Origin of the sequence: Colwellia sp. MB3u-4 (genome assembly GCF_014077065.1) — a bacterium.
In the GTDB taxonomy this organism is placed as follows: Bacteria; Pseudomonadota; Gammaproteobacteria; order Enterobacterales; family Alteromonadaceae; genus Cognaticolwellia.
Genome location: NZ_JACGVE010000070.1, coordinates 39,399 through 57,605 on the forward strand (window position 1 = coordinate 39,399; position 18,207 = coordinate 57,605).

Annotated in this window: 13 protein-coding genes; 7 read left to right on the forward strand and 6 right to left on the reverse strand. The window is 40.6% G+C overall.

Annotated elements, in window-relative coordinates; all coding sequences use genetic code 11:
- The first annotated feature begins 173 nt into the window (after nucleotides 1–173).
- From gorA to H4J61_RS05065, 4 genes are all read left to right on the forward strand, one after another.
- The gene (gorA, locus tag H4J61_RS05050; protein ID WP_182135860.1) at nucleotides 174–1,526 is read left to right on the forward strand and encodes a glutathione-disulfide reductase; all 1,353 of its coding nucleotides are present in this window, start codon (nucleotides 174–176) and stop codon (nucleotides 1,524–1,526) included.
- Nucleotides 1,527–1,743: 217 nt separating this feature from the next.
- A complete protein-coding gene (menA, locus tag H4J61_RS05055; RefSeq protein ID WP_182184215.1) occupies nucleotides 1,744–2,655 on the forward strand; it encodes a 1,4-dihydroxy-2-naphthoate octaprenyltransferase in 912 nt (303 codons plus the stop codon).
- Between the two features lie 531 nt (nucleotides 2,656–3,186).
- The gene (gene polA, locus H4J61_RS05060) at nucleotides 3,187–5,931 is read left to right on the forward strand and encodes a DNA polymerase I (RefSeq protein WP_182184217.1); all 2,745 of its coding nucleotides are present in this window, start codon (nucleotides 3,187–3,189) and stop codon (nucleotides 5,929–5,931) included.
- 404 nt (nucleotides 5,932–6,335) lie between these two features.
- Nucleotides 6,336–9,185, forward strand: coding sequence for a pitrilysin family protein (locus H4J61_RS05065; protein ID WP_220461191.1), 2,850 nt, complete (start codon nucleotides 6,336–6,338; stop codon nucleotides 9,183–9,185).
- A gap of 432 nt (nucleotides 9,186–9,617) precedes the next feature.
- Here H4J61_RS05065 and H4J61_RS05070 read toward each other — a convergent pair whose 3' ends face one another.
- Nucleotides 9,618–11,141: a S10 family peptidase gene (locus H4J61_RS05070; RefSeq protein ID WP_182184220.1), complete on the reverse strand. Its 1,524-nt coding sequence runs from the start codon at nucleotides 11,139–11,141 to the stop codon at nucleotides 9,618–9,620.
- Nucleotides 11,142–11,562: 421 nt separating this feature from the next.
- Entirely contained in the window at nucleotides 11,563–12,141 is a 579-nt protein-coding gene (locus H4J61_RS05075) for a HutD family protein (protein WP_182184222.1), read from the reverse strand.
- Between the two features lie 251 nt (nucleotides 12,142–12,392).
- Here H4J61_RS05075 and H4J61_RS05080 point away from each other — a divergent pair, with 251 nt between their 5' ends.
- Entirely contained in the window at nucleotides 12,393–12,899 is a 507-nt protein-coding gene (locus H4J61_RS05080; RefSeq protein WP_182135855.1) for an outer membrane beta-barrel protein, read from the forward strand.
- Between the two features lie 172 nt (nucleotides 12,900–13,071).
- Here the strand turns inward: H4J61_RS05080 and H4J61_RS05085 are convergent, their stop codons facing one another.
- Complete coding sequence (locus tag H4J61_RS05085; RefSeq protein ID WP_182184224.1) at nucleotides 13,072–13,692, reverse strand: cytochrome c; 621 nt, start codon at nucleotides 13,690–13,692, stop codon at nucleotides 13,072–13,074.
- A gap of 243 nt (nucleotides 13,693–13,935) precedes the next feature.
- Nucleotides 13,936–15,168 (reverse strand): cytochrome c, encoded by a 1,233-nt coding sequence (locus H4J61_RS05090; RefSeq protein WP_182184225.1) that lies wholly within the window; start codon nucleotides 15,166–15,168, stop codon nucleotides 13,936–13,938.
- A gap of 196 nt (nucleotides 15,169–15,364) precedes the next feature.
- Between H4J61_RS05090 and yihA the strand changes: the two genes are divergently transcribed.
- Nucleotides 15,365–16,021, forward strand: coding sequence for a ribosome biogenesis GTP-binding protein YihA/YsxC (gene yihA, locus H4J61_RS05095; RefSeq protein WP_182184226.1), 657 nt, complete (start codon nucleotides 15,365–15,367; stop codon nucleotides 16,019–16,021).
- A 306-nt stretch (nucleotides 16,022–16,327) separates the two neighbouring features.
- Here yihA and msrA read toward each other — a convergent pair whose 3' ends face one another.
- Both msrA and msrB read right to left on the reverse strand, forming a co-directional pair.
- Nucleotides 16,328–16,825, reverse strand: a complete 498-nt coding sequence (gene msrA, locus H4J61_RS05100; RefSeq protein WP_182135852.1) for a peptide-methionine (S)-S-oxide reductase MsrA — start codon at nucleotides 16,823–16,825, stop codon at nucleotides 16,328–16,330.
- Nucleotides 16,826–16,828: 3 nt separating this feature from the next.
- Complete coding sequence (msrB, locus tag H4J61_RS05105; RefSeq protein WP_182135851.1) at nucleotides 16,829–17,272, reverse strand: peptide-methionine (R)-S-oxide reductase MsrB; 444 nt, start codon at nucleotides 17,270–17,272, stop codon at nucleotides 16,829–16,831.
- A gap of 288 nt (nucleotides 17,273–17,560) precedes the next feature.
- On the opposite strand from msrB, the gene H4J61_RS05110 reads away from it, so the two are divergent.
- Nucleotides 17,561–18,022, forward strand: a complete 462-nt coding sequence (locus H4J61_RS05110; RefSeq protein WP_182184227.1) for a nuclear transport factor 2 family protein — start codon at nucleotides 17,561–17,563, stop codon at nucleotides 18,020–18,022.
- Nucleotides 18,023–18,207 lie beyond the last annotated feature (185 nt).

The following is an 18,207-nucleotide window of genomic DNA, read 5'->3' on the forward strand; positions in this document are numbered from 1 at the left end:
AGAGAGGCAATTGAGAGAAAAATTTGAAATTTAATCGTTAAATATTATGTCATTTGCTGTCATAAAGAGGCAATAATGACCGGCATTGGCTGCGATGCTTGAATTTTGATGCTTTAAGTGCAATATAATCACTTGATGCTTTAAGCGCAATATAATCACATAGGAATAATAATATGACACAACATTTTGACTACATTTCGATTGGCGCCGGCAGTGGCGGTATCGCTTCTGCAAACCGAGCTGCACGTTTAGGCAAAAAAGCCGCCGTTATTGAAGCTAAGCATATTGGTGGCACCTGTGTGAATGTCGGTTGTGTACCAAAAAAGGCGATGTGGTATGCCGGACAAATTGCCGATGCATTACACTACGCGAATGACTACGGTTTTAAAGCGCCATTACAAAGCTTTGACTGGTCAAAGTTAGTAAAAAACAGAGAAGCTTATATTGAACGCATTCATGCGGCTTATGCGCGTGGCTTTGCCAGTAATGACGTTACCGTGATCAAAGGCTTTGCTAAGTTTGTTGATAAAAACACCTTAGACGTTGACGGGGTTTTATATACCGCTGACCATATTACCATTGCAACAGGTGGACGCCCAAGTCGTCCAGATATTGAAGGGGCTGAGCATGGTATTGACTCAGATGGCTTTTTTGCTTTAACTGAACAACCTGAAAAAGTTGCCGTGGTGGGGGCGGGTTATATTGCTGTTGAGCTTGCCGGTGTGTTGCATGCGCTAGGCAGCGAAGCTCATTTATTAGTGCGTAAAGAAAAGCCATTACGTAATTTTGATGACATGCTAAGCGATACGTTAGTAGAGCAAATGGCCAAGCATGGTCCAACACTACACACCATGAGTGTGCCAACGCGGGTTGAGAAACATCAGGATGGCAAATTAACCATTCATTTAGAAAATGGCCATAGTGTCGGCCCAGTAGACAGCTTAATTTGGGCGATTGGTCGTGAGCCAGCAACCGATAATATTAATATTGCCTCAGCAGGTATTGAGCTTGATGAACGGGGTTTTATTCCCACAGATAAATATCAAAATACGGATGTTGATGGTATTTATGCCGTTGGTGATAATACTGGCCGAGCCCAGTTAACGCCGGTTGCCGTCGCTGCTGGACGCCGCTTATGTGAGCGTTTGTTTAATAATAAGCCAGATTCGTATTTAGACTATTCCAATATAGCTACAGTGGTGTTTAGTCATCCGGTTATTGGTACGGTGGGTTTATCAGAAAAAGAAGCGATAGAAGAGCATGGCGAAGCGCAAGTTAAGGTTTACAGCTCTCAATTTACCGCTTTATATCAAGCGATTACTGAAGATTATCGTGACCCTACTCGCATGAAATTAGTCTGTGTAGGTAAAGAAGAAAAAATAGTGGGTATTCATAGCATAGGTTTTGGTAGCGATGAATTATTACAAGGCTTTGCGGTGGCGATGAAAATGGGCGCAACTAAGGCTGATTTTGATAATACTGTGGCTATTCACCCAACCTCAGCAGAAGAATTTGTCACTATGTAATTCATTAGGCTGTAGCTAATGATGCTTTAGTTTATTAGGCTTTAGGTTATTAAGCGTGTTTTTGCGTTAATGTAAACGCTGTATTCGTCATAGGGTACAGCGTTTTTTATTTTTCAAAGTTTAAGTTGATCTAGCTTCTTTTATGTCTAAATATTGGCTAGTCATTGTCTACATATAAGATAAGGTCAATAACCCTAATACTTCAACAGCCAAGCTAATGTTAATAAAGTCGCCGCTCAAGTCTCAGCTCAAATCTCAGATCAAATATTGGTGGCTGGCCATTCGGCCTCGCACCTTACTCGCCTCCATGGGTCCCATTTTATTAGGCACAGCATTGGCGACCCGTGAGGTTGACATTAACAAGGGTATATTTTTCTCGGCCTTAGTCTGTGCTATGTCATTGCAAATTGCGGTTAATTTAGCGAATGACCTTTTTGATAGTTTATCTGGGGTGGATAACGAACAAAGAGTGGGGCCGGTAAGAGTGGTGCAAGCGGGCTTAATCTCATTATCAGCGATAAAGCTTGGCTTAGCACTAACATGCACTGTGGCCATGCTTTCAGGGCTTTATCTTGTGGTTGAAGGGGGTTGGTGGATATTGGCGCTTGGCGTGTTGTCATTTTTAGGCGTGTTTACTTACAGTGCTGGACCCTTTCCATTGGCGTCAAATGCTTTGGGTGAAGTTACCGTGTTAATTTTCTTTGGCTGGGTGGCAGTGCTTGGCAGTTATTATTTGCAAACGGGCAGCCTTTCATTACTCGCCTTTGGCTTAGCCACCAGTGCAGGATTGTATAGCAGCGCCATTATGCTGGTGAACAATATTAGAGACATTGCTACGGATCAAGCGGTAAAAAAATATACCTTGGCGGTTATTTTAGGTGAACACAAGGCCAGAATGTTACTCGCTATGCTCATTACAGCTGCGTTAATTATTCATGCAATATTTGCCATACAGGTATCGTTTATACTTTGGCTCACTACTATTTTACTTGTGGCGCCAAGTTATTATGTGATTAAAAAAGGCTTTACCTTGCAAGGATCGGCACTTAATTCATTATTAGCTAATGTTGCTCAAGTAGGTTTTTTATATTGCTTTAGTGTCGCTTTGAGCGTGATGATATTTTTGTAATAACGGGGTGACAGTGAATGGAAAAATAGATGTACGATTTTGTCATGTTTTGTCATAGTGAAGACCAAGATTATTTAAATTTTTACAACAATTAAATTTATATAATTAAGCTAGCCCTTGTCAAATATAGCTTATGTTTTTTTGTTATTTAAAGGTGTCATAAAACGGTAAAAATAGTTTAACAATTGTCTGGTAATGAGGTTGTTTTCTGGTAACCTCTTAGCTCGCTTATTTATGTTGTTCGTTAATTAAACAGCTAAATTTAAGCTGAGAGATTTATTTATCCACATAATAAAAAAATAATAATAAATATTTGAAAAGGATTTCAGACTTACCTTTTTTCATCTAATACAAGTAGTTAAATAATAGTTGCCGTAAAGTTCGCCAGAACTTTAAGGTTTTTCATTGTGGTTTTCAACATACTTATCCACAATTATTGCTAATTGATGCGCCTAAATATAATGAATAGCTAGAGACAATTTGCCGATTATGGCATGCTTAGCCAATCTTTCTCCCAGTTATAAAATTATCATGCCAACTTCTGACCAATCACCGCTTATTTTAGTCGATGGTTCATCTTATTTATTTCGTGCTTATCACGTGCCATATTTGCAAGCTTTATCCACTTTAGACGGCCAACCTACCGGTGCTATTACTGGCGTTTTGAACATGTTCAGAAGTCTAAAAAAAGACTATCCCAATGGCAACATCGTGGCGATATTTGATGCCAAAGGGAAAACCTTTCGTAATGATATGTATGCTGAATATAAAGCTAATCGCCCGCCCATGCCGGATGATTTACGCACGCAAATTGCGCCAATACATGAAATTATTGTTGCCATGGGTTTACCGCTGTTAGTTATTGATGGCGTAGAGGCTGATGATGTTATTGGCACTTTATCGCATCAAGCCACGGCTTTAGGCATTGAAACCGTGATCTCAACCGGTGATAAAGATATGGCTCAGTTAGTTAACCCGCATGTGCGTTTAATTAACACCATGACCAATGTAGAAATGGATGAAGCAGGCGTTATTGAAAAATTTGGTGTGCGCCCTGATCAGATCATCGACTACCTTGCCCTGATGGGCGATAAAGTGGATAACATTCCTGGCGTGGAAAAGTGTGGACCTAAAACAGCGGTAAAATGGTTAACCGCACACCCTAGCTTAAAAGAAGTTATGGCACATGCCGACGACGTTAAAGGCAAAGTCGGTGAAAACTTACGCACTGCTTTAGTACACCTGCCGCTTTCTTATGAACTTGCCACTATTAAGCTCGACGTTGACCTTGAGCAAAGCGTTGCTGAACTGCAACCTAAAGCACCAGATACTGAAACATTAAGAACGCTTTACCAAAAATTTGAATTAAAACGGCTATTAACTGATTTAGACGCTGGCGATAGCAAAGCGGATACTGCAACAACACAAAGTAGCGAAGCTGTTGCCGACTTGCCTGCTGACGTTGACACTGAATATGACATTATTCTTGATAAAACCAGCTTTAATGTTTGGCTTGAAAAGTTAAGCGCTGCTGAGCTGTTTGCTTTTGATACTGAAACCACCAGCGTTAACTATATGAAAGCTAAACTGGTAGGTTTATCATTTTGTATTGAAGCTGGTAAAGCGGCTTATGTGCCACTAACGCATGATTATATTGATGCGCCAGAGCAGCTAGCACTCGACTGGGTGCTTGAGCAACTTAAGCCATTATTAGAGAGTGAAACCTGCTGTAAAGTGGGGCAAAATTTAAAATACGATGCCAATGTGCTCTCGCATTATAATATTGCCATGCAAGGTATTGCTTTTGATACTATGCTTGAGTCTTATTGTTTGAACAGTGTGGCAACGCGCCACAACATGGACGCGCTAGCAGAAAAATATTTAGGCTATAAAACCGTACATTTTGAAGATATCGCTGGTAAGGGCGCAAAGCAGCTGACCTTTAATCAAATTGAAATTGAAAAGGCCGGTCATTATGCCGCTGAAGATGCTGATATTACCATGCGTTTGCATCAAGCCATTTACCCACAATTAGCCAAAGTGAGTTCGCAGCACTCTGTTTTTACCGATATTGAGATGCCGTTACTGCCTGTACTTGCTCGCATGGAGCAACATGGGGTATTAATTGACTGCGATATGTTGGCTCAACAAAGCCAATCAATTGGTACACGTTTAGCTGAGTTAGAGATTGAAGCACATAACCTCGCAGGTAAAAGTTTTAACTTAAGCTCGCCTAAGCAATTGCAGGTAATTTTGTTTGAAGAGCTAAAAATACCGGTTATTAAGAAAACCCCTAAAGGTGCGCCTTCAACGGCAGAAGAAGTTTTACAAGAGTTAGCCTTAGACTATCCATTACCGAAAGTGATCTTAGAAAACCGTGGCTTAAGTAAGTTAAAGTCAACTTATACCGACAAGTTACCCTTACTAGTCGGGGCAACCACTAACCGTGTTCATACCTCTTATCAACAAGCGGTTACCGCAACAGGGCGTTTATCTTCGACCGATCCAAATCTGCAAAACATTCCTATTCGTAGTGAAGAAGGACGTAAAATACGTTTGGCTTTTATTGCTCCGCCTGAGCATAAAATTGTTGCGATAGATTATTCTCAAATTGAATTACGCATTATGGCGCATTTATCAGACGACCCGGGCTTAGTTAAAGCGTTTTCTGAAGGCAAAGACGTGCATAAAGCAACGGCAGCTGAGATATTTGCCGTACCGCTTGATGAAGTCACTATAGATCAACGCCGCAGCGCGAAAGCGGTTAACTTTGGTTTGATTTATGGTATGTCGGCATTTGGCTTAGCAAAACAACTTAATGTGCCTCGCCATACTGCACAAGCCTATATTGATAAATACTTTGAGCGTTATCCTAATGTTTCTCAGTATATGGAAGATACTCGTCAACAAGCCACTGAAACAGGTTATGTCGAAACCTTATTTGGTCGTCGACTGTATTTACCGGACATTAAAGCAAAAAATGCCATGCGCAAAAAAGCCGCTGAACGTGCAGCGATTAACGCACCTATGCAAGGTACTGCGGCTGATATTATCAAAAAAGCCATGTTGGCGGTTGATGCTTGGATACAAGCGCAAAACGATCCTAGAATCAAAATGACCATGCAAGTACACGATGAATTAATTTTTGAAATTCACCAAGATATTGTTGAGAAAACCACAGCAACCTTGGTTGAAATTATGAATAATGCCATCACCATGAGTGTGCCATTAATTGCCGAAGCCGGCATTGGTGATAACTGGGAACAAGCGCATTAGTGATATCAAAGGGGTATTACTATTGATTGGTTGAAATTAATATCCTTGCTGCACGTTCTTATTAAATAACGCCGAGTGATCCCTTCATGGTGTGTTGTTATTCAGGCCTCTATTCAGAGGCCTTTTTTTTACACCATTTTTCTCTTATTCAATATTCACTCATTCAAGCTGTAAGGCGGGTGTTGAATGCACTTAACTGTACTTGTGACGTTTATCTGTCTTAAGCCTATGGCGGCTAAATTACCTTAGCAGAGCAAGCGCAGGCATAGGTGCAGGTGAACTTTACATTAAGCTAAAGGTCAACAGTGGAATAATATCACTTAGCTATTGTACTTATGCACAATGGCGATAAAATCATATCCGCTCTACTAAATTTATATCATGATTGAATCGAGGAAAATATTTTGAAGAAATGGACGTTACCGCTGTTACTGACTTGTTTAGTCGCCTGTGAAAATACGGATAAGCTGCAAACCCAAACCCCTGATCGCATTGTTGATGGCATCACTTTTGTTGAGCAAGTGCGTACAGCAGCGAAAAAAACGGTGATCCCATATCAAAAATATGTTTTAGATAACGGTTTAACTTTGATTTTGCATCAAGACAGCTCAGACCCTTTGGTTCATGTTGATATGACCTATCACGTGGGCTCTGGCCGCGAAGAAATTGGTAAGTCAGGTTTTGCGCATTTTTTCGAACATATGATGTTTCAAGGCTCAGAAAATGTTGCTGACGACGAGCACTTTAGAATAGTCACTGAATCTGGCGGCACCATGAATGGCACCACCAACAGCGATCGCACGAATTACTTTCAAACCGTACCAGCGAATCAACTAGAAAAAATGTTGTGGCTTGAAGCTGACCGCATGGGATTTTTAGTGGATGCCGTGACACAAGAGAAATTTGAAATACAACGTGAAACCGTAAAAAACGAACGTGGCCAAAGTTATGAAAATCGTCCTTATGGACTGTTGCGAGAACGTGTTGCGGAAGCTATGTATCCTGTAGGTCATCCTTATTCATGGCAAACCATAGGTTATATTGACGATTTAAATCGCGTTAATGTTAATGACTTAAAAGCCTTTTTCTTGCGTTGGTATGGCCCTAATAATGCCACATTAACCATAGGCGGTGATCTTAATATTGCTGAAACTTTGGCAATGGTGAGCAAATATTTTGGTACTATTCCTCGTGGTCCAGCAGTAAAAATGCCTGAAAAATCCAGCTTTACACTCGAGGCTGATCGCTATATTTCTATGGAAGACAATGTGCATTTACCTTTAGTGTATATGTCGTATCCAACGGTGAGTGTTAGGCATAAAGACGAAGCCGCACTAGATTTACTCTCGAGTATTTTAGGTGGGGGTAAAACCTCATTACTTTATAAAAATTTAGTTAAAAATCAGTTGGCTGTGCAAGCCTCAGTAAGTCATCCTTGTGCTGAGCTCGCCTGTACTTTTAATATGTTAGCACTTCCGCATCCAGCGTCAGGTAAAACTTTGGCAGATATGGAAAAAGTGATTCGTGCTAGCTTGCTTGAATTTGAGCGCCGTGGTGTTGAAGATGACGATTTAATCAAAGCAAAAGCCGAAATGGAAGCTAACTTTGTCTTTGGTTTGCAAAGTGTAGCCGGTAAAGTCAGCCAATTAGCGGCGAATGAAACCTTTAAAGGCAATCCAAATTATATTGAGCAAGACATTGCCCGTTATGCCAAGGTCACCAAAGCTGATGTAATGCGTGTTTATGAAAAATATATCAAAAATAAACATGGCGTGATCATGAGCATAGTACCAAAAGGGAAAAAATTATTAGTTGCTGCGCCAGATAATTTCACACCACCAGCACGGGTTATCCCTGAACGTGCGATGACTTCAGATACCGACTTACAAGTGCGTAAAGCACAAGACAATTTTGACCGCAGCCTTATGCCAGTTGCTGGCGCAAATAAAGCCGTTGAAGTACCCAAAATGTGGCGCGAAACTTTTGCTAATGGTATGAAAATACTAGCAACACAAAGCAGCGAGACACCAACCACCTCAATGTTGATCAAAATTCCTGCGGGTCATTATTATGAAAGTAAAGAAAAGGCCGGCACAGCAGCACTTTTAGCTGCCATGTTAAATGAGTCTACCAGCAAACGTAGCGCTGAAGACATGAGCAAAGCTCTGCAAAAACTGGGTACTTCGGTTAGTATCTCAGCGGGTAATGACTATTTAGCGGTCAATATAAATACCTTAACTAAGCATATAGACGCCACGCTTGCCTTAGTTTATGAAAAATTAACCATGCCGGCGTTTTTGCCAAGTGAATTTGAGCGTAATAAAAGCAATGCCATTCAAGGTGCTATTAATGGTAAAAAAGATGCCGGATATTTAGCGTCAAATGCTTATCGCCAGTTACTGCATGGCGATAATATTGCGGCAACTTCTAGTGCCGGTTCAGAAGCCTCATTAGCTAATATCGACTTAGCCGATATTAAAGCGCTTTATCAAGCGCAAGTGCAGCCAAAAGGCAGTGAAATAATATTGGTGTCAGATTTAAACCAACGCGATATTTTGCAGTCTTTGAGTATCTTCAAAGCATTGACGGGTGCCGGCAAAGAGCTGTTATTAACCTTACCCGATTCAAATGCTAAGCGCGGCGTTATTTATTTAGTGAATAAAGACAATGCCACACAGGCTGCTATTCGTATGGGTAAACGTTCACTTACTGAAGATATTACCGGTGAATACTATCGAGCTTACTTAATGAATTTTGCCTTAGGCGGGGCATTTAATAGCCGTATTAATCTAAATTTACGTGAAGATAAGGGCTACACCTATGGTGCGCGTTCGTATTTTTATGGTGATAAATTCTCTGGCACCTTTACCGCAAGCGCAGAGGTGCGGGCTGATGTAACAGACAAGTCGATTGTTGAGTTTGTGAAAGAAATTACCCACTATGCGCAGCAAGGAATTAGCGATGAAGAGTTAGCTTTCATGCGCAACGCCATCAACCAAAAAGATGCGTTGAAATATGAAACACCAGGTCGTAAACTCGGATTTTTAGCACAAATTTTAGAACATGATCTCACGGCTGATTTTGTCAAGGAGCGCAATGACATTGTGGCTAATATCACTAAAGCAGACATTAACGCTTTAGCGAAAAAGCATTTAGTTTTAAGCGACATGTTAATGGTAGTAGTGGGCGACGCTCAGACCCTAAAACCTCAGCTTGAGGCCTTAGGTTACCAAGTGATTAATTACGACATTTAAACGAACGTAATGCTACTCAAGGCTGCCAATGGGTGGCCTTTTTACTTTCTGTGAATTATTTTTTACAGGGAGGAAAGAATGAGAAGGGATTAAGGGAAGTTTAACGACAAGTTTTGAGCTGTCAGCTGCCAGTAAGTTAACATAAGTTTTAAGCTTGGTTTTGCTGTGCTTTCCTCCTGCAGTTCTCCTGTTTTTCTCCCTGTGAGATATTTTTATTTTTTACAGGGAGGAAACAATGAGAAAGGAATGGGTAGGGCACTTAAGAAATTCAAGGCGGTGAGCTGTGCTTTAAGAGTAACAGTATTTGGTGTTGGTAGTGGTTCGCAGGTAAAAAGTTTAGAGATAGGATGGGTTGATAGGCAGATCTGGCATCAAGTTTGCCAGTGCCTAGGCACTGACAACCTTGATTAACGCAGTAAAATACTGGCTAGATTAGGGTTTGCTGGGATATTTTGCTGGTGTAGTTTTATTCGGTAAGGTGGCTTGCATAAACTCACGAAGATCTTGGTTAGACGCTTCTAAATCTTGATAACGTAAATACATCATATGGCCACTTTTATAACCCTTAAATGATAATCTGTCTTGCATTTTACCACTTGGGTCAATTTGGGATAAGGTATATTTAGCATCGAAATAGTTGGTGGCACCATCATAGTAACCTGACTGTATCATTACATTTAAGTATGGGTTTTGCGCCATCGCTAAACGTAAGTTTTCACCGGTTTTATTGTTGCTTCTATCCCAAGGGTGCACATTACCGAACATATTATATTTAAGGTCGGTTTTATAATTGAGCTCTTCACGTAAATAATAATTTATTGCTGGCGTAAAACTGTGCAACCAAGAGGTTAATTCAGCGTTGTAATCAGGGCTGCTACCGGTAACTTTTTCATCGATACCTAAATAGCGAGAATCTAAACGACCTACTGTTTGCTCGCGATTACGCAGTATTTCCTTCCAAAAATAAGACGCTTCAATATCTAAGTTATTACGCAAGACTTCTTGTACCGATAAACCAGAATATCGAGCGACTTGTTCGGCGATGCGCTGCTTTTCATCTTGAGCAATAAAGCCACCTTTGGCGAGCGCGGGCAAGTACTGCTCAAGGGTGAATTTTTCAATTTCAGGTAAAATGTCTAATAGATCTTTATTTTGCAAGTCGTCAGCAAGTGCTTTGTGGTACCAAGCGGTTGCAGCAAAATAAGGTAAACGATTGGCTGCTTTTACCGGGCCGTCACGTTTGATACCAATATCCGTGGGTGACACCAAAATAACGCCATTAAGGTACATCCACTGGCGCGATTGTAGTTCTAACGCTAAGCCTGCAACACGGGTAGTGCCATAACTTTCGCCAATAAGGTATTTGGGTGACTGCCAACGGTTATGGCGGGTAACAAAGGTGTTAATCCACTCTGCCAAGTATTTAATGTCAGCATTTACGCCAAAGAACATTTTCTTTTGCTCTTCTTTTGACGGCATTTTACCTTCTTTATTCGGTAAAACTCGTGAATAGCCGGTATTAACTGGGTTAACAAAGACAATATCAGCGCTGTTTAAAATGGAGAAGTCATTGGTTTTTACGCCGTATGGCTGTAATGGAAAACCTTCGTTGTTGACATTAAGTACTTTAGGGCCGGTATAAGCGACATGCATCCAAACTGAGGCAGAGCCGGGGCCACCATTGAATGAGATAAGTAACGGTCGAGCGGCTTTGTCTTTTACATTTGCGCGTTGATAATAGGTATAAAAAAGGCTGGCAGTAGGCTTACCCTCTTCGTCCCAAACCGGTTGAGTACCGGTCGTGGCGGTGTAATCAAATTTCTTGCCATTCACTTTTGTACTATGAGTGCTGGTGTTACTTTCATCAATGGCAATTTTGCGGTCAAACTCTGCATTGGCCAAGGGTGATAACAGTAACAGTAGGCTAGCTAACCTTATAAAATATTTAATGGTCATAATATTGTCCTTAGGGTTAAGGCGTAGTTTTTATTTTGTCTCTTGAGCCTACGTCAGCATGAAGAAAAAGTCATAATTAAAAGTTAGAACGAGTATTTCTAGCGATTAATAACCTTAACGACTGATTAAAATCCGGCGTACTAAATATAGCGTTCGCCTAGGTGTTTGAAGGAGTTAGTCAGTTTTAAAGCTTAATGATCACCTGTCGTCGGTATTTGTCTTAAAGACGGTTAAATTTCATTTAACTTAGTGGACTAAAGTCCACTCTACATTAGACCTACATTGAGTCTGCATTGAACTTACAAAGTGGCTGTGTATGGCGCTGCGGTTTTAGGTGTTTTTTTGTCGGTCAACTGTTAGTGCGACCACTTAAAGTCTTACTTAAGTGGGTAAACTGTGTCAATTACACCGGCCTAAAAAGTCAGGTGCAATTCGTTAGATAAACAACAATAAGGTGCTCACCGCTTAGGCTGGCGAAGTTGTTGGGTAAGTCGGTTATTTTTACTAAGTGTTGAGCAGGTAAAGTGATGACTTCTTGGCTCTGGTTTAAGGTCAGTGTGGCGTCTTTGAATAAGCTATAAATAAAGCACAGGGCGCTTGTTTCAAGTAAATAATTCTTCGCACTTCTTTGGCAGTTTACCTTGCTGTTAAAGGCCGATGTTTGGGTGATAACATTAAAGTCGGTTATTTCATTAGTATGTAAGTTGCCAACGGTTTTATTGCCACCATCAAAAGTAGCCAGGTCTAATAGCTGGGTTAAACGGTCAATTTTATTATCATTGTGTTGTAAGTTGATGCCGTCTCCGTCAATTAAAATGAGGTTGCGAGTATAGCCAGTAAAATTAGAGAAAACGCCATCTTCAACCACACTTGCCATACTTAATCGCCAGTCGAACTTGTCTAAGCTGCCGCCTGGGTTTATCGCCATTTCAATGGTTTCTCCTTGACCATTTTTCCATGGGACGGTTTTAAATTGTCTGGGTTGAATAATTTCTATCATCTTGTGTATCCTGATTAAACCGGCATATTCTGCTCATTGTTTAGATCATAGCGTGAAACTGAACCCAATGTCTTTGGCAAATGAGGTTTATTTAGCTCTCAGGCTAAATACATAAGTTGTTACTTATTTTTCTGATTTAACCCGGACAAAATAATTGCATAACGCAAGGCGCATTGTTAGCATGCGCGCTTTATTATCTCCCTTAACTCTCTATTTAAACTCACTATTTAAATTAATAAAAGGATATTATTGTGTTTAAAAAATCTTTAATTGCACTTTCTTTATTGGTATTACCTTTAACGGCTTCGGCTAACTGGTCAGCTGGCGCAGGCTATGCAGACTTATCACTTGAAAACCTTTCTTTAGGCGCTATTTATGGCGCTGTTGCTTATGAATTTGTCGAAGAGGGTAGTAAATTTTCACTAATACCTGAATTGCGTCTTGGCACCGGTATATCTGATGATAAAAGTCATAGTGTTAAAGTAGAAGTCGAACGCTTCACGGTACTTTCTGTTCGTGGCCAATACAATTATGATAATGGTTTTTATGTTTATGTGATGCCGTCATATGCCAACTTAGATCTGAAAGCCAGTTTCCGTGGCACGTCTGTCAGCGATGATGAATGGGAATTTGGTTTTGGTGTGGGTGTGGGTAAAAAACTGAACGAAAAAGTTAGCATTGAAGCGTCTTTTGAAAATTATGACACCACTGACACTGATACTGATGTGATAACTGTTGGTTTTAAATACGCTTTTTAAGCGCTTAAATAAACTTTATTATTTAAAAGGGCAGCCATAGTGCTGCCCTTTTATGTTCATAAAGAACGATGTCACGATCACATGCGAAAGCGTGACTGAATATAAAAAGCAGCGATTAACGCTGCTTTTTATAAATATTAACTTTTAAAAAGCTAATTAAATGGCTTAGGACTTATTTTAATGATGATGCGTACTGTGACAGTGCGGTAATGTCTTCATCAGTTAAATTCGCAGCAACACCTCGCATCATGCCATTCATGTCATTATAACGTGAGCCATTACGAAATGCGTCTAACTGAATCTTTAAGTATTCAGCATTTTGGCCAGCAAGAGCAGGAAAACCAGCATTTGCCATGCCTTTACCATCAACACCATGACAGGCCGCACAGGCGGTAATTTCCATTTCGGCATTACCACCTAAATAAAGTTTTTTACCTTTCGCATTAGCGGTACCGTTGCCATCAGTGACTTTTTGATTGGCATAAAATGCTGAGATATCAGCCATGTCTTGCTCACTAAGTGCCATTGCCATACCACCCATGATGGCGTTTACACGACCTGATTTACCACCAGAGGTCATGCCTAATTTAAATTCAGTAAGTTGCTTAACTAAGTAGTTAGCACTCTGCCCCGCTAACTTAGGGTACATAGGCACAAGACTATTACCGTCAGCACCGTGACAAGCAGCACACATGGCTGCTTTGCCTTTACCTGCTTCGGCATCGCCTTGCGCTGCATTGGCAGTAGTGACTGCACTTAATCCTAATAAAACAGTAATGATAAATTTTTTCATTGATTTAGTCTCTGCTTGTCGTAAACACGATAACGGGTTTACTTATAAAATTTGCTAAAATGTTGTTTTGGCATTCTACACGAATTTAATGGCTGTGAAATAATGTCATTAAAAAAACTAGTGAATACCAGTGCAGTAAATTTTTTTGCTGTACTGGCAGTATAAAATCACGGCAATAAAAAGCAGCGATAAACGCTGCTTATATTGAGATTAACTAGCTGACGTTAGCCCATTAAAAAAATATTACTTCATTGACGCCATGTATTTCGCTAACTCATCCATGTCGCTAGCTGAAAGCTTAGAAGCAACACTGCGCATCATGGAGTTGTAATCGTTATAACGCTCACCGTTTTTGAATTGCATTAATTGTGCTTTTAGGTACGCTTCGTTTTGGCCGGCGATAACTGGGAAGCCAGCCTTACCGGAACCTTTACCGTTAACACCGTGACAAGCAACACAAGCGGTGATTTTACGTTTTGCATCGCCACCTAGATAAAGTTTCTTACCAATCTTAGAGCCTTCCAAATCAGCAACAATAATTTTTTGAGCGGCAAAATAGCTGGCAATCTCTACCATGTCTTGCTCACTTAATACTGACGCCATAGACGACATAACCGCATTTTCACGTGCACCCGATTTAAACTCTTGTAACTGTTTTACAATGTAATCTGCATGTTGTCCTGCAAGTTTTGGGTAGATAGCAACAAGGCTGTTACCCTCGGCGCCGTGACATGCAGTACAAGTTGCGGCTTTGGCTTTACCAGCAATAACTTCAGCAGTTACCGGAGCTGATGGCGTTACTCTACGTGAAACCACGTTAGCAACGGCAGCAGTGTCAGCAAAGTAAGCTGCCATGTCAGCAATCTCATTGTTAGTCATGTTACCGGCAAATTGGTTCATGGCGTAGTTAATGCGATCTTTGTTTTTAAAATTCATTAACTGTGTTGCAATGTATTCAGGATGTTGATTGGCCAGGTTCGGATAAATTAATACCTTGCTGTTACCTTCGCTACCATGACAACCAATACATGAGGCAATATTGCGAGAAGGATCGCCTAATTCAAATAAGCTCTTACCCGCTGCAGGGTCAGGTACGTAAGCAGTAGGTGCTTTAATTGTCGCTGCGCTTGTACTTGCTTCAGTAGCGCTAGCATCTTGGCTTGCGCCATTACGCGGTAATGCTTCAAAGTAAGCCGCCAGATCAGCCATATCTTGCTCAGATAAACCTGCTGCCATTGAATACATTAATGAGTTTTCACGCTCACCTGATTTGAATGCTTTCAGTTGTACTACAATATAATCAGCATGTTGTCCCGCTAAATTAGGAAAGGTATCACTAATGCCAATACCATTTGCACCATGACAGCCAGCACAAGTAGCGGATTTAGCTTTACCTGCCTCTGCGTCACCAGTGGCGGCAACAGCAATATTAATACTTAGTAAGGTTATAATTAATGAAGTTAAAATATGTTTCATAGGAAAATTCTCAACATGCTTTGGTGTTTTTTATTGAATACATTCAATAAGCCAGAAAAATCGGGGATATCATACACCATTAAGGCTATTGCGCGGCTTGTTTAATAAAAAAAATTACCTAAATTCTAATACTATTGCATCTTTAGTATAAAAAAACGATATAATGCGGTTTTAATTTATATCGTTGGATCTAATCTTGTCATCTACAGCCATTCATCTAAGCAAAGCGACTTTTACCCTTAGCGCACCTGATATCCGTCGTTTACCAGCCGATAGTGGTATTGAAGTGGCATTTGCAGGTCGCTCTAACGCAGGTAAGTCAAGCGCGTTAAATACCCTAACAAATCAAAGAGGCCTTGCACGTACCAGTAAAACACCGGGCAGAACTCAGTTGATTAACATCTTTGAAATTGCCGAAAACAAGCGCCTAGTTGATTTACCTGGCTATGGTTTCGCTAAAGTGCCTATGGAAATGAAGAAAAAGTGGCAAAAAGCTTTAGGCGAATACCTAGAAAAACGCGAATGTTTGAAAGGTTTAGTGATACTGATGGATATCAGACATCCATTAAAAGACCTTGATATGGACCTAATTCAATGGGCTGTAGACGGAGAATTACCGGTTTTAGCCTTATTAACTAAAAGCGACAAACTTTCTCAAGGCAAAGTCAGCGGGCAAGTACTTGCGGTTAGAAAAGAGCTAGCAGCATTAAATGCTGATATTAAAGTGCAGGCATTTTCGTCATTAAAACGTACTGGCTCAGAGCAAGCAGACAAAGTCATTTGCGATTGGTTTCAAGATGAAAATCTGCAAGCCTTAAGTGAATTAGATGACGCGCCTTTAATAGAAGAATAAAAGTCAGAAGAATAAAAGTCAGAAGAATAAAAATAGCCAGTTGAGCAATACAGTACTCAACTGATTATATTGACATGACAACCTAATAAGTCACGTTGTACAGTAAGTAGGGTCAGTTTTTTGTTCCAGACAAAAACTAAATACCGACCTCCTTGTCGGCAATGTCATGACCACATGGTTCTGAAAGAGTGACCATGTACAGGCCGCTCTTAGCCATTTATGGCTCCCACGCCACGACATCATTGCTCGCCTATCAGTTGAAATAAACCACTCTTATGCAAAGCCTTTTAGGCCAGTTGCCTAGCCTTATTGTTCAGGTAGCACCCAATCAGGTCTTGGAAAATGGCAAGTGTAGCCATTAGGCATACGCTGTAAATAGTCTTGATGTTCTACCTCGGCTTGCCAAAAATCACTCACGGGCTCAACTTCAGTAACCACTTTACCTGGCCATAAGCCAGAGGCATCAACATCAGCAATGGTTTTTTCTGCCATGGCTTTTTGCGCTGCGCAAGTGTAATAAATTGCCGAACGATAGCCAGTGCCTAGATCATTGCCCTGCCTATTTTCTGTAGTAGGATCATGTATTTGAAAAAATAATTCTAAAATTTTTCGATACCCGATCACAGTATTGTCAAAGTAAACCTCAAGGCCTTCTGCATGAGTACCGTGGTTTCGGTAAGTCGCATTTTTAACATCGCCACCGGTATAACCGGCAGAGGTTTTTGTGATGCCGGGTAATTTGCGAATTAAATCTTGCATACCCCAAAAGCAACCGCCGGCTAATACGGCTCGTTCAATGGTCATATTCTATCCTTCTACTTGGGTTAAATAGGCTTCATAACCTTCAGCGGTCATATCGTCACGGTGAATAAACTTCAGTGAAGCTGAGTTAATGCAATATCGTAAGCCACCTTGTGCTGTCGGACCGTCAGTAAATACATGGCCTAAATGACTATCACCATGTGCTGAGCGGACTTCTGTGCGCACCATGCCATGATTTTCATCGCTAAGTTCACTGACATTCTTGCTTTCAATGGGCTTAGTAAAACTAGGCCAGCCACAACCTGCGTCAAACTTATCAGCTGAAGCAAACAAAGGCTCACCTGAAACCACATCAACATAAATACCTGGTGAGGTATTTTCCAATAACTCGCCAGTCCAAGGGCGTTCAGTACCGCTTTCTTGTGTAACACGATATTGCTCAGCGGATAACGCAGCAATAGCATCGCTTGATTTGGTATATTGTGACATAAGATCTCCTTAGTGGTTTGATGGCGATTAATGATTTATTGCAGCAATAAATTAATGAAATATGACTTTGCTCATTACTGTTTAACAATAGACCGGAAATGTCATGATTAATTCACCATAGTATTGAAACTATATTGAGCAAAAATTCGATATAACAAGGCTTACCTAAGGTAAACCAGCCGACTAATGTAAACCTGCTATGTTTAAGGGGCGATAATCGCAAATTCGAGTTTACTGAGAAGTGCGTTGTTTAGTAGGCCTTGTCGAAATATTAACAAGGAAGATAAAATGAACTTCAAATTAACCATAGCACTAATCGTCACGTTTACCGCTTTTAGCAGCTATGCTGAACGTTGGAATGAACAGCAAACACAAGTATGGAATATAGTTTTAGCTTCATATGAAGATATCGAGAAACGCGATAATAATTGGACAGATAAATGGGTAACCGAAGACGCCATGGTGTGGGGAAATAGTACCCCAATGCCTCGTGGCCGAAGTGCAGTAAAACGATGGGAAAAATTCAGTTTTGAAGATGGCTCAACTAACAATGTTGCTGAATATAGCCCAACAGCGATTGTTGTTCATGGTGATACCGCCGTTGCACATTATTACTATTCCAATGGCACTACAGCTAAAAAAGGAGAGCAAAAGGTTACTCATGGCCGTTGTAGTGATGTGTTAGTTAAAGATGATAAAGCGTGGAAATTTGTCGCTTGGCATTGTGCTGAAGAAGCGAAAAAATATTAATTAACTCTGTTTGAGATTAACTCCTAGCTGATGTTGAGCTAGGTTTTTTTTGTTAATTTTTCAGGGTGAGAACAAAAGCTAAATTTTAGACATAAAAAAACCGATGACCAAAGGGGTCATCGGTATGTAAGCTTGGGGAAGCTAGAATTCAAAATTAATACAACAGGTTCAAACGAGAACAAAGT